Origin of the sequence: Streptomyces sp. NPDC014894 (genome assembly GCF_043080985.1) — a bacterium.
Lineage (GTDB): Bacteria > Actinomycetota > Actinomycetes > Streptomycetales > Streptomycetaceae > Streptomyces.
In genome coordinates, this window is record NZ_JBIBWD010000016.1 from 63,606 (window position 1) to 86,356 (window position 22,751).

A 22,751-nucleotide genomic window follows, 5' to 3' on the forward strand; every position below is an offset into this window, starting at 1 on the left:
TGCTCCAATCCGGGGCGGTCGAGGCGGGCGGGCTCGGGCTGGGCCGGTGTCCCCGTCAGCCGCGGGTCGCGACGAAGTGCTTGATCGAGGCGACGACGTAGTCGAGCATCTCGGCGGTGAGCGCCGGATAGACGCCGGTCCAGATGGTCTGGCTGGTGACGATGTCGCTGTTGGTCAGCTCGCCGGAGACCCGGTGCCGCAGCCCCTGGTACGCCGGGTGGCGGGTGAGATTGCCCGCGAACAGCCGCCGGGTGCCGATCCTGCGGCGCTCCAGGAAGTCCACCAGCTCGGCGGTGGTGAAGGGGGCTCCGGGGTCGATCGTCATCACGAAGCCGAACCAGCTCGGGTCGCTGCCCTCCGTCGGCTCGGGCAGCAGCAGATGCGGCAGCCCGTCCAGCCCCTCGCGCAGCCGCCGCCAGTTGCGGCGCCGTGCCGCGCAGAACTCGTCCAGCCGGGCCAGCTGGCTCAGGCCCAGCGCGGCCTGGAGATCGGTCGCCTTCAGGTTGTATCCCACGTGCGAGAAGATGTACTTGTGGTCGTAGCCCTCCGGCAGGCTGCCCATCTGGTACGCGAAGCGCTTGAGGCAGCGGTCGCTCTGACCGGGCTCGCACCAGCAGTCCCGTCCCCAGTCCCGCAGCGATTCGACCACTCGCGCCAGCGCCAGGTTCGAGGTCAGTACGCAGCCGCCCTCGCCCATCGTCAGATGGTGCGCCGGGTAGAAGCTGACGGTGGACAGATCGCCGAAGGTGCCGGTGAGCCGGCCCCGGTAGGTGGAGCCCACCGCGTCGCAGTTGTCCTCCACGAGGAAGAGCCCGTGGGCGTCTGCCAGTTCGGCGATCTCGGCGGCCTCGAAGGGATTGCCGAGCGAGTGCGCCATAGAGATGGCGCGGGTACGGGGGCCGATGGCGCGGGCGACCTGATCGGCGGTCGCGTTGTAGGTGCCGAGTTCGATGTCGACGAAGACCGGCACCAGCCCGTTCTGGATGATCGGGTTGACCGTGGTGGGGAAGCCGGCGGCGACGGTGATCACCTCGTCGCCGGGGAGCAGTCTGCGGTCCTCCAGCGACGGCGAGGTGAGGGCGGAGAGCGCGAGCAGATTCGCCGACGAGCCGGAGTTCGTCAGATGCGCCTTGCGCAGGCCCAGTCTGCGGGCGAACGACGACTCGAACTTCCGGGAGTCGGAGCCCGCCGCGATGCGCAGCCCCAGCGCCGCCTCGACCAGCGCCACCCGGTCGTTCTCGTCCAGGACGGCGCCCGAGGGCCAGATCTCCGTGACGCCGGGCTCGAAGTCGCGGTCGGGCTCCTCCTCCTGGTGAAGCCGGCGCACTTCCGCCAGGATGCGCTCCTTGCGGTCGCCCATGGGCATGTCCTTCCCGGTCGCGGTCACGGTCGGGGCTCGGTCAGCAGGCCGTGCCGGCGACCGGCCGGGGCGGGGGCGTCGGGCCGGGTGTGCCGCTCCAGCTCCTCCCGGCTGATGAGGCCGGCCCGGAAGGCCGTCTCCTCGGGGCTGCCGATGGGCCGGGCCCCCGTCTGCTGGTTCATCCGGATGTACTGGGCGGCGTCGAGGAGGCTGTCGGGGGTGCCGGTGTCGAACCAGGCGCCGTCGTCGCCCAGCTCCACGAGGGTGGCCCGCCCCTCCCGTACGTACGCCCGGTTGAGGTCGGTGATCTCCAGCTCGCCTCGGTGCGACGGCTTCAGCGCCGCGGCCTTGCCCAGGGCGTCGTTGTCGTAGAAGTACAGTCCGGTGACCGCCAGGTTGGAGCTGGGGCGTTCGGGCTTCTCCGCCAGGTCGACGACGCGGCCGTGTCCGTCCACGGTGGCCACCCCGTACTGTTCGGGATCGGTGACCTTGCGGCTGAAGAGGGTGCAGCCCCGGTGGCGGCGCAGGGCGTCGCTCAGCCGCTCGGGGAGCGCGGGGCCGTGGAAGAGATTGTCGCCGAGCGCCAGACAGATCTTCTCGTCGCCGATGAACGAGCGGGCCAGCAGCAGCGCGTGGCCGAGACCCCGGGGCTCGTCCTGGACGGTGTACGCCAGCCGGATGCCCAGCCGCCCGCCGTCCCCCAGGAGCCGTTCGTACTGATCGCGGTGTTCCGGGGTGGAGATCACCAGAATCTCGCGCAGCCCCAGTTCGATCAGCAACGACAGCGGGTAGTAGATCATCGGTTTGTCATATACCGGAAGCAGTTGCTTGGACGAGACCAGAGTCAGCGGGCGGAGCCGGGTGGCCGAGCCGCCGGCGAGGATGATGCCGCGCACGGGGTGTCCCTCCTCTCGCCGTTCCGGGCGCCGCCGCTCGGGCGTCGCGGTTCGTCGGCCGGCAGGGCGCCGCCGTCCGACCGGTCCCACCAGTCGGGATGAGTGCGGTACCAGTCGACGGTGGCGCGCAGCCCCTCGGCGAATCCCACCCGCGGGCGGTAGCCCAGCGCCCGCAGCCGGCCGTCGTCCAGGGAGTAGCGGCGGTCATGTCCCTTGCGGTCGGTGACATGGCGGACGGCGCTCCAGTCCGCGCCGCACGCGGTCAGCAGCTCACGGGTGAGCCGGCTGTTGGTCAGCTCGGTGCCGCCGCCGATGTGGTAGACCTCGCCCGCCCGGCCGCGCTCCAGGGCGAGCTGGATGCCCCGGCAGTGGTCGTCGACGTGCAGCCAGTCGCGGATGTGCCGGCCGTCGCCGTACAGCGGCACGCTCCGGCCGTCGAGCAGCAGGGTGGTGAAGCGCGGGATCAGCTTCTCCGGGTGCTGGTACGGGCCGTAGTTGTTGCTGCACCGGGTGATGCGGACGTCGAGACCATGGGTGCGGAAGTAGGAGAGCGCGAGCAGATCCGCGGACGCCTTGGACGCTGCGTAGGGCGAGTTGGGGCTCAGCGGCGAGCGCTCGGTCCAGGATCCGGTGTCGATCGAGCCGTACACCTCGTCGGTCGAGACCTGGAGAAAGGGACCGGCGCGCCGTTCGAGCGCGGCCTCCAGCAGCACATGAGTGCCCGTCACATTGGTGTGGACGAAGGACTCCGCGTCGGCGATCGAGCGGTCGACATGGGTCTCCGCCGCGAAGTTGACCACGACCGTGCCGGGGTCGATCAGCTCGCGCACGAGCGCGGCGTCGGCGATGTCGCCCGGCACCAGCCGGAAGCGCGGATGGTCCGCCACGGCCGCGAGATTGGCCGGGTTTCCGGCGTACGTCAGCTTGTCCAGCACCGTCACGTCCGCGTCGGCCGACGCGGGATGGGCGCCGGAGAGCAGCGCGCGCGTATAGGCACTGCCGATGAATCCGGCTCCGCCGGTCACGAGTATGCGCACGGGTATCAGTTCCGGTGGGCGACGGCGACGGCGGTGCCCAGGGCGCTCAGCGGCACCGTGCGCCGGAGGGTGAAGCCGGCCTCGGCCAGCTCCGCCGTGAGCGAGGCGGTGTCCGGGTGGTAGGCCGCGCCCAGGGCGAGCCAGTCGACGGCGGAGGCCGCGAGCACCGAACCGGCCGGGGGCGCGTCGTACAGGAAGTCATGGATCATCAGCAGTCCGCCCTCGGGGAGGATGCGGCGCGCGCGGGTCAGCAGCTGCACCCGTTCCCGCCGGTCGAGAAGATGCAGGACGTGGGAGAGGAGCGCCGCGTCGTGCGGGCCGCCGCCGGGGGCGCTGTCCGGGCCCCCGGCCGGACCCTCGGCGGGGCCGCTGTCCGGGCCGCCGAGCGGATCGGTGCGCAGATCCCAGGGCTCCAGACGTACGCGGTCGGTGAGAGCGGCCTCCTTGACGACGGCCTCGGCGTGCTTCAGCATCGGCGCGCGGTCGTAGACCGTGGCGGAGAGACGGGGGAACATGCGGCACAGCGTGACCGAGTACCCTCCGCTGCCGCCCGCGATGTCGGCGAGGCTGGTGCGATGGCGCAGTTCGGGAAGCCGGGCCAGATACGGGGCGCTGGCACGGGCCCCGGTGAGCATGGCGTCGGCGAGGGCGGGCAGTTCGGCGTCGGGGATCTCCGTGGGGTGGCGCCGGCCCCGCAGGGCGGCGGTCACACCGGCGGCGTTGAGATGGTCCTCGGCCGCCCAGCGCTCGATGCGCAGCAGGGGGCGGGCGCTGCTCCCGGGCGGGCCGGTGAGCAGATCCCGGTAGACGCCGGTGAGCCGCCACGCGCCGTCCCGCTCGCTGAGCACGCCGTGCCAGCCCAGTATGCGGAGCAGCGCGAGCAGGGGCTCCGGACGCAGATCGAGCAGCTCGGCGAGCCGGTCGGCCGGGACGGCCGTGTCCGCCACGGCGTCCAGGAGCCCGACCTCCTCCGCCGCCTCGACGGCGGCGAGCGTCTTGCGTGCGGACCGCAGAGGGGAAAGGGGATCCGGGTCGGCCACGACTCCCTCGCTCTCCTTGTGGACGTTGACGATAGTCAAGAGATGTCTCCGAAGTGTGGGACACGAACTCACGCTTGGCAATATCTGTACCCCTTGTGATGACTATAGTAATGTCCCGCTTGACTGGACCTCGAATGAAGGAGTGTCAGGTAGATGAGTCCCACTGCGCAGGCGTTCGCCCCCCTCTTCCGGACCGCCGAGGACCCCGTCCTCGACGCGGGATCGGCGCCGGGGATCTCAGGTCCGGCGTCGGCCGGCACAGGATTCAGGGGCCTGTTCGACGGACTCTGTACGGGGGATCGCCCCGGGCGCGGCCGGCTCCGGCCGGCGGGCGGGAGACACGCCGAGGACGACTGGCCCTGGAAGGCGCGGGGGAGACGCTCCCGGGTGGAGGTGTCCTGGTCCGAGCAGGACAAAGGCGCTGAGGACGACTGGCCCTGGAAGGCGTGCGGCAAGGCCGCCGGGGACGACTGGCCCTGGCTGTCGCACGGCGAGGGCGCGTCGGAGGACAAGGCCGACTGGCCCTGGTAGGACCGCGCGCGGGAATGGGGTGAAGCGAGGCCGCTTCACCCCATTCGCCGCTTCGCGCGCGGATACGGCGGGCGGGCGGCGCGGCGGACGGGACGGCGGGCGGCGGGGCGGCCGGAGGCGGTGGGGCGGGTATGCGGGTCCGGCGTCGGGGCGGGCGCCCGGGCGGGCCCGGGGGAGGGCTTCACCGGACGGGCCGCGAACGGACGGCGAACGGACGGAGGACGGCGCGCGGTTGAGCGCGCGGCCGGACCCTCGCGGGCGGGGCCTCGGCGGCGGAGCCCCGGACGGACCTTCGGAGACGGCCCCCGGGCGGGGCCTCGGTGCGAGGGCTCGTGGTGGAGCCTCGGGCCGGAGCCTCGGGGCGGGGCCTCAGGCGGGCCGGATCTCGTCCATCCGCCGCCACATCTGCACCGCGAGCTGGTACGCCCCGTTCTCCTCGCAGATCGCGGCGGCGCTCCGCAGGGCCTCCAGCGCCTCGGCCGGCTGCTCCAGGACGTGCAGCTCCTCGGCCTTGGCCAGGCAGACCCGGGCCAGCTGGAGCCCGGAGAGCGGCGACCTGTCGGCGGTCAGCTCCGAGTACAGCTCCAGCGCCCGCTCGTGATGGCCGAGCGCGGCCTCGTGCCGCGCGCGCAGCGCGGTGAGCGCGGCGGTCTCCGCGGGCACGTTCATCAGGGAGGTGGTGTGCTCGGCCCCGATCAGCCAGTTGTGCGCCTCCTCCAGATGTCCCGTGCTCAGGAGGATGCTGGTGGTCGACCGGCAGAAGCGCAGCCAGTCCCGCAGCGTCATGGTGGCGGGCGGCAGATTGTCCCGCGCCCTGACCACGTAGGTGTGCGCGTCCTCGCCCCGGCCGAGCTGGTCGTAGGCCATCGCGGCGGCCCACTCGGAGCGGCCGAGGATGCCGGGGGTGTCGACCTTCTCCGCCAGCTCCAGCATCTGGGCGACCAGGCCGGGGACCGGCTCGGTGTCGCTCAGTTCGCACAGGACGGAGATCAGCGCGCCCAGCAGCCGCACATGCTCGGAGGTGCCGTGCAGCCCGGTGGGGCGCAGCAGCCCGGTGGCGTTCTCCAGGGTGGTGCGCGCCCGGACGAGATGACCCGTGTCGCGCAGCGCGGTGCCCAGCTCGGTGGAGAGCGCCACCGTCACGGCCTGCGAGTCCGGCCCGCACGCCGTGGTGGCCATCAGCTCCTCCAGCAGGACGAGCCGCTGTTCGTGGTCGCCCTGCGTCTGGAGCAGCCGCTGGAGCTGGAAGCCCACCTCCACGCTCTTGGCCTGGTCGCCGTCGGCGCGCAGCTGGTCGTAGAGACGGCGGAGCAGTTCGATGGCGCGTACGTAGTCGTTGCTCTGGAGCGCGTTGTCGGCGAGGATGCGCAGAGGCGCCCGCTGTTCCTGGGGGGCCGTCCGCGCGGTCGCCGTGCGGGCCGTCTGCGCCGCCTGTGCCGCCCGGTCCGCGGTGGGGCCGGTGGGGCGTGCGGGGGCGGGAGCCTCGGGGGCGAGGGTTCCGGCGATGCTCTGCCCGGTCAGTTCCTCGATCGGCATTCTGAGGCGGTCGGCGAGGTGGATGATGACGTCCAGCGTGGGCGCGCGCTTGTCCGACTCCAGCAACGAGACATAGCTGGAGGTCACAACGTCGCCGGCCAGCTGCTTTTGAGAAAGCCCCAGCTCAAGGCGGCGCGCTTTGATCCGCTCGCCGAAGTTCGGGTGTTGATTCCTCACTGTGTCCACCCTTTGCTCACCTGAGTTGCCCGACCTTGCCGACCGGGTGGTCGACGGGGCGGTCAACTGACTGCCCCGTCGCCGGTCATCTGTAGTTCCTGTGGTTCCGCTTTCTGGCGGAGTGTAACTCCAGTTGCCACTATACGGTCTATTCAACGATCATTGTTCTGGGTTCCGTGTGCGGTGGGTAGTCGTCCTTCAGCCAAAGGTTGACTTTAGTCAATGACTTCTGTCAATCTCGGGTAAGAGTCATGTCAGGCTCGACCGAAGGGGCGGGAAATGATCGACGGGCTCATCGGCAACGACCTCGTGGTCAACGAGGACTCATGCAACCTGAGCTGCACGTACTGCCTCACCGGTCAGAGCAACCTCAAGCAGGCCCACTCCGAGCAGCTGATCTTCCGGCCCCCGACGCGTGACCGCTACGAGCCGGAGAGCCTGCTCGGCAAGCAGCTCCCGGTCATCGACAGCCGCATCGACGCCACCTTCCGGGTCCCGCTGCTGAAGGTGACCGGCGGCGAGATCTTCCTGGTCGCCGGAGTCATGGAGTTCCTGCGCGCGCAGGCCGCCGAGCACGAGGTGCTGGTCATCCAGACCAACGGGGTGCTCGTCCGCGACGCGCACCTGGAGGAATTCGCCCGCTGGGGCAATGTCGTCCTCCAGGTCTCGCTCGACAGCCATCTGCACTCCGGCAACTCCCACCGGGTCGCCTCCGCGAAGCTGCACGTCAAGGTGGTCGAGCGGGTCGAGGCGATTCTCGACAGCGGTCTCGACGTCGAGATCTACGGAGTGCTCAACGACCGCAGCGTCGGCGAGCTGACCGCCTTCGCGCGCTGGCTCGCCGACCGTCCCACACCCCCCGTCTTCTTCCCCTTCCCGGTCCGCGGCCCCGACTCCGACCAGTTCGCCGTCCGCCCCGACCAGATCCACCACGTCGAGGAATTCGCGGCCCGCTACGACGAGTTCGCGACCGTGCTGCCGCCCCGGGCCTACTTCGACCGGCTGGTGAGCTTCTACCGCGAGAGCGGGCGCACCTTCCGCTGCCATCTCCCGCGGATGGTGATCTCCACCTTCAGCGACGGCGTCGTCACGCCCTGCCCCAACATCTGGTTCTCCAACATGGGCAATCTGCTGGAGGACGACTGGGAGGACACCCTGAGCCGGGTCGGCGAGACCGGGCTCTATCAGGCGCTGCTCGCGGAACGGCCCCGACTCGACGCCTGCCGGGGCTGCTTCACGCCCTGGGACACCCTCAGCATGTACTTCGACGACGAGATCACCCTCGACGAACTCTGCTCCGCCCCGACCTACTCGCCGCCCGCGATACGCCGGCTGATCGCCGAGAGCAAGCGGCGCTATCTGGCAGAAGAGGCAGGGCGCCGGTGACGGCGGCCACCGGCGCGGGGGCCGGCGGCCCGGCCGGCGCTCCCGGCGAGGTCGTGGCCCTGACCGGCCCCGGCGGCGCGGCCTGGGTCGACGCCTACCGGCGGCTGCTGAGCGCCGGGGCCGTACCGCTGCTGGTCGACCCGGCCGCGCCCGCCGACGAGCACCGGCGCTGGCTCGACCGCGCGGGCGGCGGACGGATCCTGCACACCGGAGCGGGCGAGGACGGCGGAGCCACGGCGTCCACCGCGGCGACCGGAGACACCGCGTACACCGGGGCCGCCGCGTACCCCGCGTACCCCGGGACCGGCGGAACCACCGAAGGCGGCTCGGCGACCGGGGTCGTCGGACACGCCGGGGCCGCCGGGGGGCTCGCGCACCTCGGACCCGCGACCGCCGCCGGACCGTTCGGCCCGGGGCCGACCCGGGCGGGCGGCGGCGGCCCCCACCCCCCGGGCACGGTCCTGCTGCCCAGCTCCGGCACCACCGGCACGCCCAAACTCGTGGCGCGCACCGTCGACTCCCTGCGCGCCGAGGGCCGCAGACATGTGCGGTGGGCCCGGCTCACCGCCGCCGACCGGGTGCTGCTGCCGCTGCCGCTCTGGCACGCGTACGCCCTGGGCTGGCTGCACGCCGCCCTGGAGGCGGGAGCCGCCGTGAGCCCCCATCCGCCGACCGCGCTCGGCGCGGCGCTGCGCGAGATCGAGCGGGGCGCGACCGTGCTCCCGCTCGTGCCCGCGGTCGCCCGGCTGCTCAGCGCCCGCGCGGGCCGGGCCCCGCTCACCGGCTCCGCGCTCCGGCTGGCCATGGTGGGCGCGGGGGCCGTCGACGCGTCGCTCGACGCCTCCTTCCGGGCCGCCTTCGGCATCGGCCTCGCCCGTGACTACGGCTCCTCGGAGACCGGTTCGCTCTTCAGCGCCCCGGCCGGGGCCCCGCCGGGCCGGGTCGGCCACCCGCTGGACGGCGTCCGCTTCCGGATCCTGGGCGACGACGGGTCCCCCGTACCCGACGACACGGCGGGCGACCTCCGCGTCAGCCTGGCCGAGGACCCGGACGCCGGCTGGCGGACCACCGGGGACATCGCCGCCTACCACCCCGAACACGGACTGCGGATCCTGGGCCGCCGGGGCCGGGCGGTGCGCCGGGGCGATCGCTGGGTGGCCCCCGAAGAGGTCGAGACCGTGCTCCGGGCGCACCAGGACGTGCTGGACGCGCGGGTGACCGGCGTGGAGGGCCGTACGGCCGCGGGCCCCACGACCCGGCTGCACGCCGAGGTGGTGAGCCTGCGCGGCACGGGGGCCGACAGCGCGGATCTGCACACCCACGCCAAGGACCGGCTCGCCGCGTACAAGGTGCCCGACCGGATCAGGGCCGTCGGCGAGCTGCCGCGGGGGCGGTCCGGGAAACCGCTGCCCGCCCGCCGGCTGATCCCCGGCGACGAGGCCGTGCTCATCGCCTGCGCCCAGGCGCACAAACGCAGCGAACTGCTCTTCGCGCTGCTCCGGCTGGGCGTCGTGGACCTGCTCCGCCAGGGCCCCGCCGACTCCGCCCGGATCGCCTCGGCCCTCGGGCTCGACCCGGACGTGTGCGAGCAGCTGCTCCAGGTCGCCGAGAGCGCCGGGCTGCTGCGGGCGGCCCCGCCCGACCCGGACGAGCGCCCCGCCGTACCCGTGGCGGCGGCCCACGAGGACCCGCCCGGGCCGCCGGCCGACGACGGCGGACCCCTGGCCGGGACGCTGGCCGTCCTCGCGCTGGAGGAGCGGCTCTCCCGCACCTGGGTGACCCGCGAACAGCTCACCGCCGTCGCCCGCACCGGACCGGCCGGACGCGCCTTCGACACCGAGGGCCCCGACGACGCGCTCCGCGAGGTCTACCAGCGGGCCATGCACACCCCGGCGGCCCACGGCCGCAGCCGGATCGGCCTCCGGCTGGCGGGCCCGCGCCCCGGCCGGCTGCTGGAGATCACCTGCGGACCCGGCCGGTACGCGCGGGCGCACGGCCGCCCCGGGGACGGCCGGCTGCTGCGCGTCGGCACGCTCGCCCAGCAGTCCGCGCACAGCGCCGCGGAGCCCGGCGGCCGCGAGGAGATCCCCGCCCCGGCCGACGGCGAACTCTTCGACCTGGTGGTCGTCTGCAACGCCGTGCACCTGCCCGGCCCCGGCAGCGACCTGCGGGCGCTGGCGGCGCGACTGGCCCCCGGCGGGCGGCTGCTCGTCGACGACGTGTTCCTCGACGCCCCGGGCGGTCTGCCCCAGGAGATCCGGCTCGACTGGCTGACGCACGGCGGCTCGGCCTGGCCCACCGAGGCCACCCTGACCGCCGGGCTGGGCGCCGCCGGATTCACCGTCCACCGCACGGTCCGCCTCGGGAAACCGGCCGTCACCCTGATCGTCGCCGGGTACGGGGCCGACCCGGGCCGCCCCACCGGGGGAGCCCCGACCGCACCGGGCCCCGAGGAGACCTCATGAGCGCCCGCCGCACGGGCCCCGCCGGGCCTTGGGGGCGCGCCCGCAGGGGCGGGTCCGGTTCGAACCGGGCCGTCCGGGTCGCGTCTCTTGTCGATGTCGGGGTGCGCCGCACGGCTTGTGCCGGGCGCCGGGACCGTGTCCGCCAAGGCGGGCCCGGTTTCGACCGGGCCGACCGCGTCGTGCCTCCCGCCGTCGTCGAGGAGCGCCGCGCTGCTCGTACCGGCGACCCGGAGCCCGCCCGCCCGGGCGGGTCCGGACGTGTCCGCGAGGTGTGCCGTAGCGCTCGTACCGGCGGCCGGGAGGGTCTCCGGGCGGCGGGGCGCGGCGCGTTCGCGGCCGATCGTCTCGGCTCCGCACGGCGCGTACCCGGCGCGGCCGCCGACGGGCCCGGGGAGCCCGCCCGGCCGCCCGGAGCCCGGCGGTGTCACCGCCCGGCCGGGCCGCGCGGCGCGTTCGTGACGGGCAGACCCGGGGCCCGCCGCGCGCGACGGGAGCGCGCCGGGGCGTCCCGTACCGATCCCGCCCGGTACGAGGACGGTTGTGTCCCGGGCGGTGGCGGAGTCCTTGTCCGGCAGGGTCGTGGAGGCACCTCATGACGGATCACTCGACCGGCTCGCTGGACGGCCGGCTCGCGCTGGTCACCGGGGCCACCGGTCACCTCGGGGAAGCGGTCTGCCGGGCGCTGGCGGCGCGGGGCGCGGCCGTGGTCGGGGTGCACCGGACGCGGGCGGAACTGGCCGAGGCGATCGGGGCCGCTACCGGGGCCCGGTTTCTGCGGGCGGACCTGGCCGATCCGGAGGAGACCGCCTCGGTCCTGACCCGGGTCAGGGAATGGGGCCCCGCGCCCGACATCCTGGTCTGCGCGCACGGCGCCACGGCCCGCCGCCCGGTGCTGACCGGCGCCCACGACAGCGCGGCCGAACACCGTCTGTGGCAGCTGAACACCGGCTCCGTACAGCAGCTCGCGTCCGCCGCCGCCAAACGGATGGTGCGCGCCCGGTACGGCCGGATCGTGCTCTTCGGCTCGCGCGGCGGGTCCGTGGGCATGCCCGGACAGCCCGGGTACGCGGCGACGAAGGCCGCGCTCTCCGGCTGGGCGGCCTCGGCGGCCTGGGAGCTGGGGCCGTTCGGAGTGACGGTGAACGTCGTCGCCCCCGGCGCGATCCGCGCGCGCACCGACCCAGGCACAGGCACCGACACAGGCACCGACACAGGCACCGACACCGGCACCGACACCGGCACCGGCACCGGCACCGGCACTGATACGGACACCGGGACCGGCACCGGCACCGGCGGGGTGTACTCCGCCGAGGAGGACGAACGGGCGCGCGGGCGCACCGCGGTCCGCCGGCTCGGCGAGCCCGCGGAGGTGGCCGACGCCGTCGCCTTCCTCGCCGGGCCCGGAGCCTCGTACATCACCGGCCAGACGCTCCAGGTGGACGGCGGGGCGCGGTGGTGACGGACACCGGCCCGGCGGCGCAGCCGCCGCCCGTCTCCCGCCCCCCGGCCCCCGGGGACCGCCCGCCCGTCGTGCTCGCCGTCGACATCGGCGGCACCAAGGCCGCCGTACGCGCCCGCGGCGACGGCGCGGACAGCGGGGTCCTCAAGGTCCGGTGGAATCCCGGGGCCACCCCCGACGACGACCTCGCCCAGCTCGCCGCCGCCGCCGCCCGCGCGCTGCGCGCCGCCGGCGCGGACCGCCCGAGCAGCGCGGTGGTCGCCCTGCCCGCCACGCTCGACGCCGACGGCCGGATCAGCCGCTGGCCGGGCCGAGCCTCGTGGCGCGGCCGGCGGCCGGCCGCCGAACTCGCCGCACTCTGGGGCCGGAGCATCGCCGTCCACGACGACGCCCTCCTCGCCGGGTACGCCGAGGCCCGCGCCCGGCCCCGGTTCGCCGGCGGGCTGCTCTATCTGGGCCTCGGCACCGGCGTCGGCGGAGCGTGGCTGCCGCCCCAAAGCGCCGCCGCGCCCCCGCCCCGCCTCGGCGACCTGCTGCCCTGCGAGGCGGGACACCTCGTGGTGCGCCCCGACGACGGACGGCCGTGCGACTGCGGACGGCGCGGCTGCCTCCAGGCGTACGCCTCCGGCCCGGCGCTCGAACGCGCCGCCGCCGCCGACGGCCGGCCCGCCGCCCTCGCCGAGGCCGCCGACGCCTGCGCCCTCGCCGTCGCGGACATCGGCGAACTGCTGCCGTTCACCGCGGTGGTGCTCGGCGGCGGGCTCGGCGCCGGGTCCGCGGGCCTCGCCGCCGCGCTGGGCGGCCGGCTGCGCCACCGCACCCGCCACGGCAGCACGCTGCCCGAGGTGACCACGGCCGCCCACGGCGCCGGCGCCTCCCTCCAGGGGGCGCTGCTGCTGGCCGAGTCCCGCGCGGTCGCCGGCCGGCCCCCGCTCCGCCCGCAGGCCGGACCGGTCCCCAGGGGGGCCGGACGCCGTCTCACAGAAGGAGACCCCACCGCATGACGATCAACGACCGGTTCGCGCCCGAGGCCGGTACGGCCCCGCCCGCCCTCGGCCCGGCCGAACTGCCCGTCTGGCCGCAGTACGACGACGGAGAGCGCACCGCCCTGATCCGGGCCCTCGAACAGGGCCAGTGGTGGCGGGCGGGCGGCAGCGAGGTCACCTCGTTCGAGCGGGAGTTCGCCGCGTACAACGGCGCCCCGTACGCGCTCGCCGTCAACAGCGGCACCGACGCGCTCGAACTGGCCCTGAGGGTGCACGGCATAGGCCCCGGGGACGAGGTGATCGTGCCCGCGTTCACCTTCATCAGCACCTCCCTCGCCGTGCAGAACACCGGGGCCGTCCCCGTACCCGCCGACGTGGACCCCGGCCACCAGTGTCTGACCGCCGAGACCGCCCGCAAGGCGGCCACCGAGCGCACCCGCGCGATCCTCCCCGTCCACATGGCGGGCCATGTCACGGACATGGCCGCGCTGCGGGAGGTCGCCGACGAGTACGGCGCCGTCGTCATCCAGGACGCGGCCCACGCCCAGGGCGCGACCCGGGACGGGGTGCTGGTCGGCGCCGATCCGTCGATCGCCTGCTACAGCTTCCAGAACGGCAAGCTGATGACGGCGGGCGAGGGCGGCGCGCTGACCTTCCCGGACCGCGAGTCCTACGACCACGCCTATCTGCTGCACGCCGTCGGCAGGCCGCCCGAGGACACCAGCTACCAGCACGTCACCGGCGGGATGAACGCGCGGATGAACGAGTTCTCCGGAGCCGTGCTCCGCACCCAGCTGGGCCGGCTGGCCGGGCAGACCGCGACCCGCGGCGAACGCGCCGCGCTGCTGGACGAGCTGCTCGCCCCGGTGGAGGGACTGCGCACCCAGACCCGCGACCCGCGGATCACCGTCAACCCGCACTACATGTATCTGCTCACCCTGGACGCCGACCGCTTCGACCGGCAGGCCCGCGACCGCCTCGTCGAGCTGCTCAAAGAGCGCGGTGTGCCCGCCTGCGTCAACTTCCCGCCCGTCTACCGCACCGCCGGATTCTGGGCCGGGGCCACCGAGTCGGTCACCGCGGACGAACTCGGCGCGCGCTGCCCCGAGGCCGAGCTGATCGGCGGCCGGGGACTGTGGCTGCACCACCGGATCCTGCTCGCCGAGCCCGAGACCGTCCGCAGGGTGGCCGCCGTCGTCGCGGCCGCCGTGGACGAGGCCGGACGCTAGCGGTGGGCCGCGCCTTCAGGACCGGGCTGATCGGCTTCGGCTGGATCAACGCACAGGTGTGGCTGCCGAGGCTGCGCGCGCACCCCTGCTTCGAGGTGGTGGGCGTGCACGACCCCGCGCTCGCCGCGGCCGGCGGGGCCGGACTGCCGCCGGACCTGATCGCGGACCGGCTGCCCGACCTGCTGGCGCGCGATCTCGACCTGGCCGTCGTGGGAACGCCCAACCATCTCCACGAGGAGACCGCCGGAGCCGTGCTGGACGCCGGGGTCGCCGCTCTGATCGAGAAGCCGCTCTGTCTGTCGACGGCCGAGCTGGAACGGCTGAACGCACGGTCGTGGGCGACCGGCGCGCCCTTCCAGATCAGCCGCCCCTCACCGCGCCGGCTCGATGTGGCGCGGCTGCGCTCGCTCGTCCCGCAGCTGTGCGCGGGGCCGGTCCGGGTCCACGCCGAATGGCTGCGGGCCGCCGGAGTGCCCCGGCCGGGCTCCTGGTTCACCCGGCGCTCCGAGGCCGGCGGGGGAGCCCTGCTCGACCTCGGCTGGCATCTGGCCGAGGTCGTCCAGGACCTGCTGCCGGACTCCCGGCGCACCGGACTCACGGCCGAACTCCAGGGCCCCGGAGGGGAACTGGCGCTCGGCGGGGCGCGCTGGCGCGGCGACGCCCCGGCGGCGGGCGCGCCCGCCGCCGCGCCCGGGGTGTTCGACGTGGAGGCCGACGGACGGCTCCGGGCCCGCTACCGCGACGGCTCGGAGCTGTCCCTGCGCGCGGCCTGGGCCAGCGAGACCGCCGTCGACACCACCCGGATCGAGGTGCGCGGCGCCGCGGCCGACGGCGAGGAGTGCCGGCTGGAGCTGGTCACCACCTTCGGATTCAGCCCCAACCGCGTCGCCCACCCGGTCCTGCGGGTGCGGCGCGGCGGCCGGAGCACCGAGTGGTCCGTCGGGACCGTGCCCGGCAAGGAGTACGACGACCAGCTCGACGCCACCGTGGCCATGCTCCGCAGATCCGCCCCCTGGCGCACCGAACTCAAGCGCACCGCCGAGGTGCTGGGCCTCCTGGAGGACGCCTACCGGATCGCCGGGCGGCCGCTGCGCCCGGGGACCCCGGCGCGGCCGGCGGGAGCGACCCGGTGCTGAGCGTGGTGATCCCCACCCGCGACAAGGCGGCCTCGCTGCGCGCCACGCTCACGGCGCTGGCCGCGCAGCGCTGCCCGCTGCCGTACGAGGTGCTGGTGGTGGACGACGGCTCCGCCGACGGCACCCGGGAGACGCTGCGCGCGCTGGACGGGGAACTGGCCGCCCCGCGGCCGAGGGTGGTCGCCGGGCCCGCGCGCGGTCGCGCAGCCGTCCGCAACGCGGGCGCGCGGGCCGCCCGGGGCGAGCGGCTGCTCTTCCTCGACGACGACATCCTCACCTCCGCCGGACATCTGGCGGCGCACGCGGAGGCCGGGGCGCGGACGGTGCTGGCGCACGGCCCGCTCCGGGAGTTCCCCGGGGCGCGCCGCTGGCTGGACCGGCACCGGGACGCCCCGGTCGCCGAACTGGCGGCCGCGGCGGCCCGGGTGGTGGCCGGCACTGAGGGCCGTCTGCCGCGCAACACCCTGGAGACGCTGATCTGCGCCATGGACGCGGGACAGGTCCCGCCCGTCGCGCCCTGGGCGGCCTGTGTGGGGGCCAACACCTCCATGCCCCGGGCGCTCTTCGAGCGGGTCGGCGGCTTCGACGAGGAGTTCGGCCGGGGCTGGGGGTGCGAGGATCTGGAGCTGGGCGTACGGCTGTTCGCGGCCGGGGCGCGCGCGGTGGTCCCGGCGGCCGCCGCCGGGGTCCATCTGACCCACGCCCGCCCGGACCGCTGGGACCAGCACGCGGCGAACATGGAGCGCTTCCGCGCCCTGCACGATCTCCCCGCCGTACGGCTGCTGCCGGAGCTGCTGGGGGAGGGCGGCGGCGTACGGGCCTATGTGGCGGCCTGCGTCCAGTAGCCCCAGGCGCAGCGGCGCGGCGCGCCCGTGTGCCGCGCCAGCGCGCGGGCGAAGGCGGGCGCGCCGCCGAACATGCCGCGCACCTGGGACTCGTACACGAGCGAGCCGCGCAGCCAGTCGCCGAAGTCGGCGGGCTCGGTGCGCTCCTCGTACCCGCCGGGGGGCGGCGGCGGGGCGTAGGGGAATTCCCGGTAGTGGCGTACGCGGGGGAGCGCGCCGCGCGGGGAGGTCCCCAGGGAGCGCTCGGCGGCGTCGCGCACCAGCCGGTGGTCCGCGTGGGTGCGGACGCCCAGCGGCAGCAGCAGTTCGTCGCACGCGCCGGTCAGCGGGGCGAGCAGCGCGGCGAGGCGTTCGGCGAGCGGGGCGTCGAGGGGGTGCGGGGCGCGGCGCAGGGCGAGGGGGCCGGGGTAGAGCGCCCGGCCCCCGCCGTCGTGCCGCAGGGTCGCCTCGGGGAGGCCGAGCCGGACGGCGCGCAGCGGCCAGCGGCCCAGCGCGGCCGTGTCCTCGGCGCGCCGCGGCGCGGCGGACCGCCCGGTGAGGCGGCCGTCGCCGTCGCCGTCGCCGTCGCCGTCGAAGACGGTGACGACGGTGAGTTCCCCCTCCCGGCACCACCGGGCGAGCATGCCGCCGCAGGACCACACCGCGTCGTCGGGGTGCGGCGCGAGCAGCAGCCGCCTCATCGGTCGCCGGGGGCGAGCCGGTGGATCAGCGCCTGGGCGGCGAGCCGGTATCCGTGCGCGCCCAGACCGCACAGGACGCCCGACGCGAGCGGTGAGAGGACCGAGTTGTGGCGGAAGGGCTCGCGGGCGAAGACATTGCTGAGATGCACCTCGATCCAGGGGCCCGGATAGCTCTCCAGGGCGTCCCGCAGGCTCCATCCGGCGATCATCAGCGCGCCGGGATTGACGATCGCCCCCGCGCAGTCGGAGGCGTCGTGGACCGCCCGGACGAGGACCGCCTCGCTCTCGTCCTGGACGCAGCGGAGGGTGAAGCCCGCCGCCGCCGCGGTCTTCTCGACGTCGCGTTCGATCTCGGCGAGTGTGGTGGTGCCGTAGATGTCCGGCTTACGGGTGCCCAGCCGGCCCAGGTTGGGGCCGTTGAGCAGCAGCAGCTCGCCGCGCGCCCCGGGGCCGGCGCTTCGCGGGCGTCCGGCGTGCTCAGCCAACGGAGACCTGCCGGTCCGCCGCGGGCACCAGCGCCGCGAGCAGGTCGAGCGGGCCCTCGGCGAGGGAGCCGGGCCGCTCCGCCAGGAGGGTCTCGCGGGTGCTCTGGCCCCAGCAGGCGGCGATCGTGGGCACCCGGGCGGCGTGGCCGCAGCGCAGATCGAGCACGCTGTCGCCGATGAACACGGCCCGCTCGGCCGGCACGGGAGCGCCCGGGAGCAGGGAGAGCGCGGTGCGCAGGATCTCGGCGTCGGGCTTGGGCAGCCGGACCTGGTCGCTGCCGACGACGACGTCGAGCAGTTCGTACAGCCCGCCGGAGCGCAGCGCCTCGACGGCCCGCTGACGGGACTTGCCGGTGGCGACGCCGGTGGGCACGCCCGCGGCGCGCAGGGCGCGCAGCACCTCGACGATCCCGGGATAGGGATGGACGAGATCCAGCCGGGCGGTGCTGGCGGCGGCGTACACCGGGGCGTAGTCGGCGCCGAGGCCGAACTTCTCCAGGATGACGTGGAGCGGAGCGCCCATGTGCTCCAGGAACGTCGTGAAGGGCGGCGGTTCGGCCCGGCCCGCCGCGGCCCAGACCGAGCCGAACGCGTGCCGCATGTTCTCGGTGGTGTTCAGCAGCACGCCGTCCAGGTCGAAGACGACGGCGCTCGGCGAAGTGTTCGGCGGTGTCATGAGTGCTCCGTTCACCGACACGACTTACAACTATAGTTGTCTAATGCTGACTAATATTGACTGTAGTTAAGGCTCCTGTCTAGTCTCGGACACCGGAGGAGCCGTCCACCACGCGAGGCGGTCTCCGAGGGGAGGAGGCACCGTGACCGCACACCCCAAGGCGCTGATCCTGGGGATCGACGGCGGAAGCCTGGCGATGATGGAACCGCTCATCGCACGGGGGCTGCTGCCCCATCTGGCCACGCTGCTCGGGCAGAGCATGTACGGCACCACCACGACGACCTGGCCCGCCCACACCGCACCCGGCTGGTCCACCTTCGTCACCGCGCGCCGCCCCGGGGGGCACGGCGTCTACCAGTTCTTCGGCACCCAGGAGGCCGACTACGGCGACCGGCTCACCGGCACCGGCGACTTCGGCTGCAGCACGATCTGGGAGTGGCTGGCCCAACAGGGCTGGAGCGCCGGAATCATCAATGTGCCGATGTCCCACCCGCCGCGCGAACTCCCCGGCTACCAGGTCACCTGGCCGCTGGAGCGCACCCTGCGCTTCAGCAGCCCGCCCACGCTCCTGGGCGAGATGTCCCGGGCGGGCGCGCCGTTCATGCCCGACATCATGGCGATGTTCCAGGGCGACCACGGCTATCTGGACAAGGCGCTGGCGAACGTCGCGGCCCGGGGCCGCTCCATCGTCCATCTGATGGAGCGCCACGAGACCGACGTCGTGATGGCGGTCATCACCGAGATCGACCGGATCTGCCACCACTACTGGCACTTCGCCGACGACTGCCACCCCCGCCACACCGCCCCGGACCGCGCCGAGTGGGGCGACGCCGTGGAGCTGATCCACCGGGCCGTCGACGCGGTGATCGGCGCCGTCCTGGCCAGGGTCGGGGACGACACCCCGGTCATGCTCGTCTCCGACCACGGCCTCGGCCAGGGGCGGCTCAACCTCGGGGTGAACAGCGTCCTGGCGGAGGCCGGACTGCTCGCCGTCCGCCCCGGCGAGGGCGGCCACGCCGGCTGGTTCGACGCCGACGGCGCCACCGTCGACTTCGAGCGCACCCGCGCCTACATGCCCACCCCCGGCTGCTACGGAGTCAATCTCAACCTCGCCGGACGCCAGCACAGCGGACTCGTCCGCGCGGACGAGAAGGCCGCGCTCACCGCCGAGCTGAGCGACCTCTTCCTGTCGCTGCGGGCCCCCGACTCGGGAAGCCCGGTGTTCGCCGCCGTACTGCCCCGCGCGGAGGCGTACCCCGGCGAGATGTCCCGTACCGCCCCCGATCTGCTGCTCGTCCCCGCCGACGAGGGGGTGCTCGCCGACCCCGGGCTCTCCGGCGGCGTCTGGCGCCCCAGCGAGCAGACCGGCATGCACCGCTACGCCGGCCTGTGGGCCTATCGCTCCCCGCGCGTCCCGGCCGGCCGCCGCGAGGAGCCCGTCGCCCTCTGCGACCTCGCCCCCACCCTCCTGCACGACCTCGGACTGCGCCATCCGGCCGCCGTGCACGGACGCCCCGTGCCCGAGGTGCTCGACGCCGGGGCCGGGCCGCTGCCCTTCCTGCCCGACCCGGGCGCACCCGAACCGCACCCGAAGGACACCGCACGCAGCCTGCGTGAGGACGATCTGACCGCCCGGACCCTCAGCGCCATGGGTTATCTCTGAGAGGAACACGCCATGACAGCGACAGCGGAGACCAAGGACCGACTGCGCAAGGTGGTCGTCGAGGCCCTGCGGCTGGACCGCGAGCCGAGCGCCGTGCCCGACGAGGGCCTGCGCCAGGCGCTGGACATCGACTCGGTGGCCGGCCTGGAACTGCTCATCTGGGTCGAGAACGAGTTCGGCATACAGATAGACGACGAGGATCTCAGCGTCCTGCTCGTCGACTCGCTCAACGTCCTGGGCGACTACGTCGAGGAGCGCCTCGCCCGCGCCGACGGCGCCCCGAGCGCCGGGGCCGCCTGATGCCCCGGCGCCGCGCCGTCGTCCTCGTCACCGAGGGCGCGGCGCCCGAGCTGCTGGAGCGCTGGGGCCCCGACGTCCTGCCGGCGTTCGCCCGGCTGCGCGCCGAGGGCGCTTCCGGCACCATGCACTCCGAGCTGGTGCCCTATGAACCCCCCGGCCTGATCAGCGCGTTCACCGGACACGGCCCCGCCGAGCACGGCTGCTTCTCCTACTGGGACGCGCACAGCCCCGACTACGAGCCCGCCGTGCTCGACAGCTCCTCCCCGCGCCGCCCCCTGCTGTGGCAGCGGCCCGAACTCGCCGATCTGACGACCGCCGTCGTCAACGTCTTCGGCAGCCACCCCGTCCGCCCCCTCAACGGCGTCTCCATCGGCTACCCGATGCGCCGTACCCTGCACGCCTGCCACCCCCGGGACCTGCCCGTCCGCCTCGGCCGGGCGGGCATCCACCTCGCCCACGACGTCAACATCTGGTTCACCGGCCAGGACAAGGAGGAGTTCACCGCCAAGGTGCTCGGCGCCGACCGGGCGCGGGCCGACGCCGCGCTCCATCTGTTCGACGGCGGCCAGGACGAGCGGCCCGATCTGCTCGTGCTCAATCTGACCGCGATCGACCGGCTCTCCCACGTCTACTGGCAGGAACTGGAGCCGGGCAGCCCCGTGCCCGAGGAGGAGCGCTCCGTACGGCGCGCGTACCGGCTCGCCGACGAGGTGCTCGGAGCCTTCCTCGACCGCGCCGACGAGCACACCGAGGTGTTCGCGTTCTCCGAGATCGGTTTCGGCCCGCTGCGCGCGTACTGCTCCGTCAATGAGGTGCTGGCCGCCGCCGGACTCCTCACCCAGGGCCCCGACGGCCGCCCCGACTGGACGGCCACCCAGGCGTTCGAGGCCGTCCAGGGCACCCAGGGCGTCAACCTCAACACCGCCGGGCGCTACAAGCACGGCATCGTCGAACCGCACCTGCGCGAACGGACGGCGGACCGGGTGCGCGAGGCGCTGCTCGCCCACATCAACCCGCTCACCGGGCTGCCGCTCTTCGCCGAGGTGCTCCGCGGCGAGGACGTGCACTCCGGCCCGGCCGCCCACCGCGCCCCTGACCTGATCCTCGTCCCCTACGACTGGCGCTATCTGCCGCTGGGCGACACCCACTGGTCGGCCCAGGTGCACCGCACCCTCCAGAGCGGCTGGCACCGGCGCGAGTCGTACTGGGGCGGGATCGGCGGCTCCTTCGGCTCCGGCGCGGGCCCCGACGGGCGGCCGCTCGATGTGGCCCCCACCGTGCTGCGGATGCTCGGCCGCCCGCCGCTGCCGGACCTGCCGGGCGTCCCCCTGGGGGCCGGATGAACACGCCCGTGAGCGAGCTGGTGCCGCTCGCGGTCACGCTCGACACCGACGGCGGGGCCTGTGTCGCGGGCGTCACCCCCGAGCGGCGGTGGATACGGCCCGAGCCGGTCACCGCCGCCCAGGTCACCGGCGGCGACCCCGTCTACGCGATGCACCGGCCGGTCCTGCTCGCCCTGGGGGCCCCGACCGGCCCCCGGGCCCGCCCCGAGGACCGCTCGGTGCACGGCGCGCCCCGGCCCGCCAGGCCCCCGCTCGCCCCCGCCGAGCGGACCGGGCTGCTGGCGGACGTCGCCGATCCGGACATCGCGACCGCCTTCGCGGGCGGGCGCAGCGCCGGACTCGTCGCGGTCCGCCCGCTGCGCTACCACCGCCGCCGCGCCACCGGCGGACGGACCTTTCTGCGCCTGGAGTTCACCGACGCGAGCGGCGAGCTCTTCGACTGGATCGTCCGCGACGTCCGGCTGCTCGGCGACGGAGACGACGGACCCATCCGTGTCACCCCCGACCCCGGCGACCCCGGCGGCGGCGATCCGGCCGCCGCCCTGCCCGCCGGAACCGGGGCCCCGCTGCTCTACGCGGCCGTGGGCCTCACCCACCCCAACGACAGGTTTCCCGGCCGGTTCCGGGGCTGCCACCCCCTGGTGGTGGGTCTGCACCCGGCCGACGGAAGCCCGCTCACCGCCACTTCGCTGGAAGGAACAGCCGGTGCACCAGGCACTGCGTGAACTGGAGAACGAGACCGTGCACATCCTGCGCGAGGTGCGGCAGCGCTTCGCCCGGCCCGCCCTGCTCTGGTCCATGGGCAAGGACTCCACCAGCCTGCTCTGGGCGATCCGCAAGGCCTTCTTCGGCGAGGTGCCCTTCCCCGTCATCCACATCGACACCTCCTACAAATTCCCGGAGATGTACGAGTTCCGCGACCGGATGACCGAGGAGTGGGGACTCGACCTCAGGATCCACCGCAACGAGGCCGCGCTCGCCGCGGGCATGGGGCCCACCCGGGGCAGCAAGCTCGACTGCTGCACCGCGCTGAAGACCGACGCCCTCAAACAGGCCATCGCCGCCGGCGGGTACGACGCCGTCATCGCCGGCATCCGCGGCGACGAGCACGGGGTCCGCGCCAAGGAGCGCATCTTCAGCCCCCGCGACGCCTCCTTCTCCTGGGACTACCAGGACCAGCCGCCCGAGTTCTGGAATCTGCACGAGACGGCGGTCGCCGACGACGGGCACATCCGGGTCCACCCCATGCTGCGCTGGCGCGAGATCGACATCTGGGAGTACGTCCAGGCCGAGAACATCCCCGTGCCCGGGCTGTACTTCGCCCGGAACGACGAGCGCTACCGCTCCATCGGCTGCGCCTGCTGCTGCACACCGGTCACCAGCACGGCGGGCAATGTCGTGGACGTCGTCCTCGAAGTGCGCCACGCCCGCGACGGCGAGCGGGCCGGCCGCGCCCAGGACAAGGAGGACGCCGCCGCGATGCAGAAGCTGCGGGCCCTCGGCTACATGTGACCGCCGCGC

Annotated in this window: 21 protein-coding genes; 13 read left to right on the plus strand and 8 right to left on the minus strand. The window is 74.4% G+C overall.

Translation table 11 applies throughout. From position 1 onward, the window contains the following. Positions 1-55: 55 nt before the first annotated feature. Genes rfbH through ACF089_RS30105 form a run of 4 tightly spaced genes read right to left on the minus strand, consistent with a single transcriptional unit; the run spans position 56 to position 4,372 of the window. Positions 56-1,360 (minus strand): lipopolysaccharide biosynthesis protein RfbH, encoded by a 1,305-nt coding sequence (gene rfbH, locus ACF089_RS30090; RefSeq protein ID WP_392033345.1) that lies wholly within the window; start codon positions 1,358-1,360, stop codon positions 56-58. 23 nt (positions 1,361-1,383) lie between these two features. Beyond that, a complete protein-coding gene (locus ACF089_RS30095) occupies positions 1,384-2,256 on the minus strand; it encodes a sugar nucleotidyltransferase (RefSeq protein WP_392033348.1) in 873 nt (290 codons plus the stop codon). Next, positions 2,205-3,293 (minus strand): dTDP-glucose 4,6-dehydratase, encoded by a 1,089-nt coding sequence (gene rfbB, locus ACF089_RS30100; RefSeq protein WP_392033351.1) that lies wholly within the window; start codon positions 3,291-3,293, stop codon positions 2,205-2,207. Before rfbB ends, ACF089_RS30095 begins: the two co-directional genes overlap by 52 nt. A gap of 5 nt (positions 3,294-3,298) precedes the next feature. Then, a complete protein-coding gene (locus ACF089_RS30105) occupies positions 3,299-4,372 on the minus strand; it encodes an SAM-dependent methyltransferase (protein WP_392033353.1) in 1,074 nt (357 codons plus the stop codon). A 114-nt stretch (positions 4,373-4,486) separates the two neighbouring features. Between ACF089_RS30105 and ACF089_RS30110 the strand changes: the two genes are divergently transcribed. Then, positions 4,487-4,864, plus strand: coding sequence for a hypothetical protein (locus ACF089_RS30110; protein ID WP_392033356.1), 378 nt, complete (start codon positions 4,487-4,489; stop codon positions 4,862-4,864). 369 nt (positions 4,865-5,233) lie between these two features. Here ACF089_RS30110 and ACF089_RS30115 read toward each other — a convergent pair whose 3' ends face one another. Then, positions 5,234-6,577, minus strand: a complete 1,344-nt coding sequence (locus ACF089_RS30115) for a helix-turn-helix domain-containing protein (protein WP_392033358.1) — start codon at positions 6,575-6,577, stop codon at positions 5,234-5,236. A 279-nt stretch (positions 6,578-6,856) separates the two neighbouring features. On the opposite strand from ACF089_RS30115, the gene ACF089_RS30120 reads away from it, so the two are divergent. From ACF089_RS30120 to ACF089_RS30150, 7 genes are all read left to right on the plus strand, one after another. Further along, a complete protein-coding gene (locus ACF089_RS30120) occupies positions 6,857-7,963 on the plus strand; it encodes a radical SAM protein (protein ID WP_392033361.1) in 1,107 nt (368 codons plus the stop codon). Beyond that, entirely contained in the window at positions 7,960-10,428 is a 2,469-nt protein-coding gene (locus ACF089_RS30125; RefSeq protein ID WP_392033364.1) for an AMP-binding protein, read from the plus strand. Before ACF089_RS30120 ends, ACF089_RS30125 begins: the two co-directional genes overlap by 4 nt. A gap of 592 nt (positions 10,429-11,020) precedes the next feature. Next, positions 11,021-11,887, plus strand: a complete 867-nt coding sequence (locus tag ACF089_RS30130; RefSeq protein ID WP_392033367.1) for an SDR family NAD(P)-dependent oxidoreductase — start codon at positions 11,021-11,023, stop codon at positions 11,885-11,887. Then, positions 11,881-12,891, plus strand: a complete 1,011-nt coding sequence (locus ACF089_RS30135) for an ROK family protein (RefSeq protein ID WP_392033370.1) — start codon at positions 11,881-11,883, stop codon at positions 12,889-12,891. Before ACF089_RS30130 ends, ACF089_RS30135 begins: the two co-directional genes overlap by 7 nt. Continuing rightward, the gene (locus tag ACF089_RS30140) at positions 12,888-14,102 is read left to right on the plus strand and encodes a DegT/DnrJ/EryC1/StrS family aminotransferase (protein WP_392033372.1); all 1,215 of its coding nucleotides are present in this window, start codon (positions 12,888-12,890) and stop codon (positions 14,100-14,102) included. Before ACF089_RS30135 ends, ACF089_RS30140 begins: the two co-directional genes overlap by 4 nt. A gap of 2 nt (positions 14,103-14,104) precedes the next feature. Next, a complete protein-coding gene (locus tag ACF089_RS30145; RefSeq protein WP_392033375.1) occupies positions 14,105-15,238 on the plus strand; it encodes a Gfo/Idh/MocA family protein in 1,134 nt (377 codons plus the stop codon). Further along, entirely contained in the window at positions 15,232-16,083 is an 852-nt protein-coding gene (locus ACF089_RS30150; RefSeq protein ID WP_392033377.1) for a glycosyltransferase family 2 protein, read from the plus strand. The genes ACF089_RS30145 and ACF089_RS30150 overlap by 7 nt, the downstream gene beginning before the upstream one ends. Here the strand turns inward: ACF089_RS30150 and ACF089_RS30155 are convergent. From ACF089_RS30155 to ACF089_RS30165, 3 genes are read right to left on the minus strand one after another with little or no spacing between them, the layout of a single operon-like run. After that, the gene (locus ACF089_RS30155) at positions 16,059-16,763 is read right to left on the minus strand and encodes a PIG-L deacetylase family protein (RefSeq protein WP_392033380.1); all 705 of its coding nucleotides are present in this window, start codon (positions 16,761-16,763) and stop codon (positions 16,059-16,061) included. The two genes, ACF089_RS30150 and ACF089_RS30155, sit on opposite strands and share 25 nt — an antisense overlap. Further along, a complete protein-coding gene (locus ACF089_RS30160) occupies positions 16,760-17,248 on the minus strand; it encodes a type II 3-dehydroquinate dehydratase (protein ID WP_392033383.1) in 489 nt (162 codons plus the stop codon). The genes ACF089_RS30155 and ACF089_RS30160 overlap by 4 nt, the downstream gene beginning before the upstream one ends. Then, the gene (locus ACF089_RS30165; protein WP_392033385.1) at positions 17,241-17,924 is read right to left on the minus strand and encodes an HAD family hydrolase; all 684 of its coding nucleotides are present in this window, start codon (positions 17,922-17,924) and stop codon (positions 17,241-17,243) included. The genes ACF089_RS30160 and ACF089_RS30165 overlap by 8 nt, the downstream gene beginning before the upstream one ends. A 142-nt stretch (positions 17,925-18,066) precedes the next feature. Between ACF089_RS30165 and ACF089_RS30170 the strand changes: the two genes are divergently transcribed. Genes ACF089_RS30170 through cysD form a run of 5 tightly spaced genes read left to right on the plus strand, consistent with a single transcriptional unit; the run spans position 18,067 to position 22,742 of the window. After that, a complete protein-coding gene (locus ACF089_RS30170; RefSeq protein ID WP_392033388.1) occupies positions 18,067-19,587 on the plus strand; it encodes an alkaline phosphatase family protein in 1,521 nt (506 codons plus the stop codon). A 12-nt stretch (positions 19,588-19,599) separates the two neighbouring features. Next, positions 19,600-19,887, plus strand: a complete 288-nt coding sequence (locus ACF089_RS30175) for an acyl carrier protein (protein WP_392033391.1) — start codon at positions 19,600-19,602, stop codon at positions 19,885-19,887. Continuing rightward, positions 19,887-21,230 carry an alkaline phosphatase family protein gene (locus ACF089_RS30180; RefSeq protein WP_392033394.1) on the plus strand — a complete coding sequence of 448 codons (1,344 nt, stop codon included), beginning with the start codon at positions 19,887-19,889 and terminating at the stop codon, positions 21,228-21,230. The genes ACF089_RS30175 and ACF089_RS30180 overlap by 1 nt, the downstream gene beginning before the upstream one ends. Positions 21,231-21,238: 8 nt before the next feature. Beyond that, on the plus strand, positions 21,239-21,955 hold the full coding sequence (locus ACF089_RS30185) for a hypothetical protein (RefSeq protein ID WP_392033397.1): 717 nt from the start codon (positions 21,239-21,241) through the stop codon (positions 21,953-21,955). Continuing rightward, positions 21,936-22,742, plus strand: a complete 807-nt coding sequence (gene cysD / locus ACF089_RS30190) for a sulfate adenylyltransferase subunit CysD (protein WP_392033399.1) — start codon at positions 21,936-21,938, stop codon at positions 22,740-22,742. The genes ACF089_RS30185 and cysD overlap by 20 nt, the downstream gene beginning before the upstream one ends. Positions 22,743-22,751: the final 9 nt, after the last annotated feature.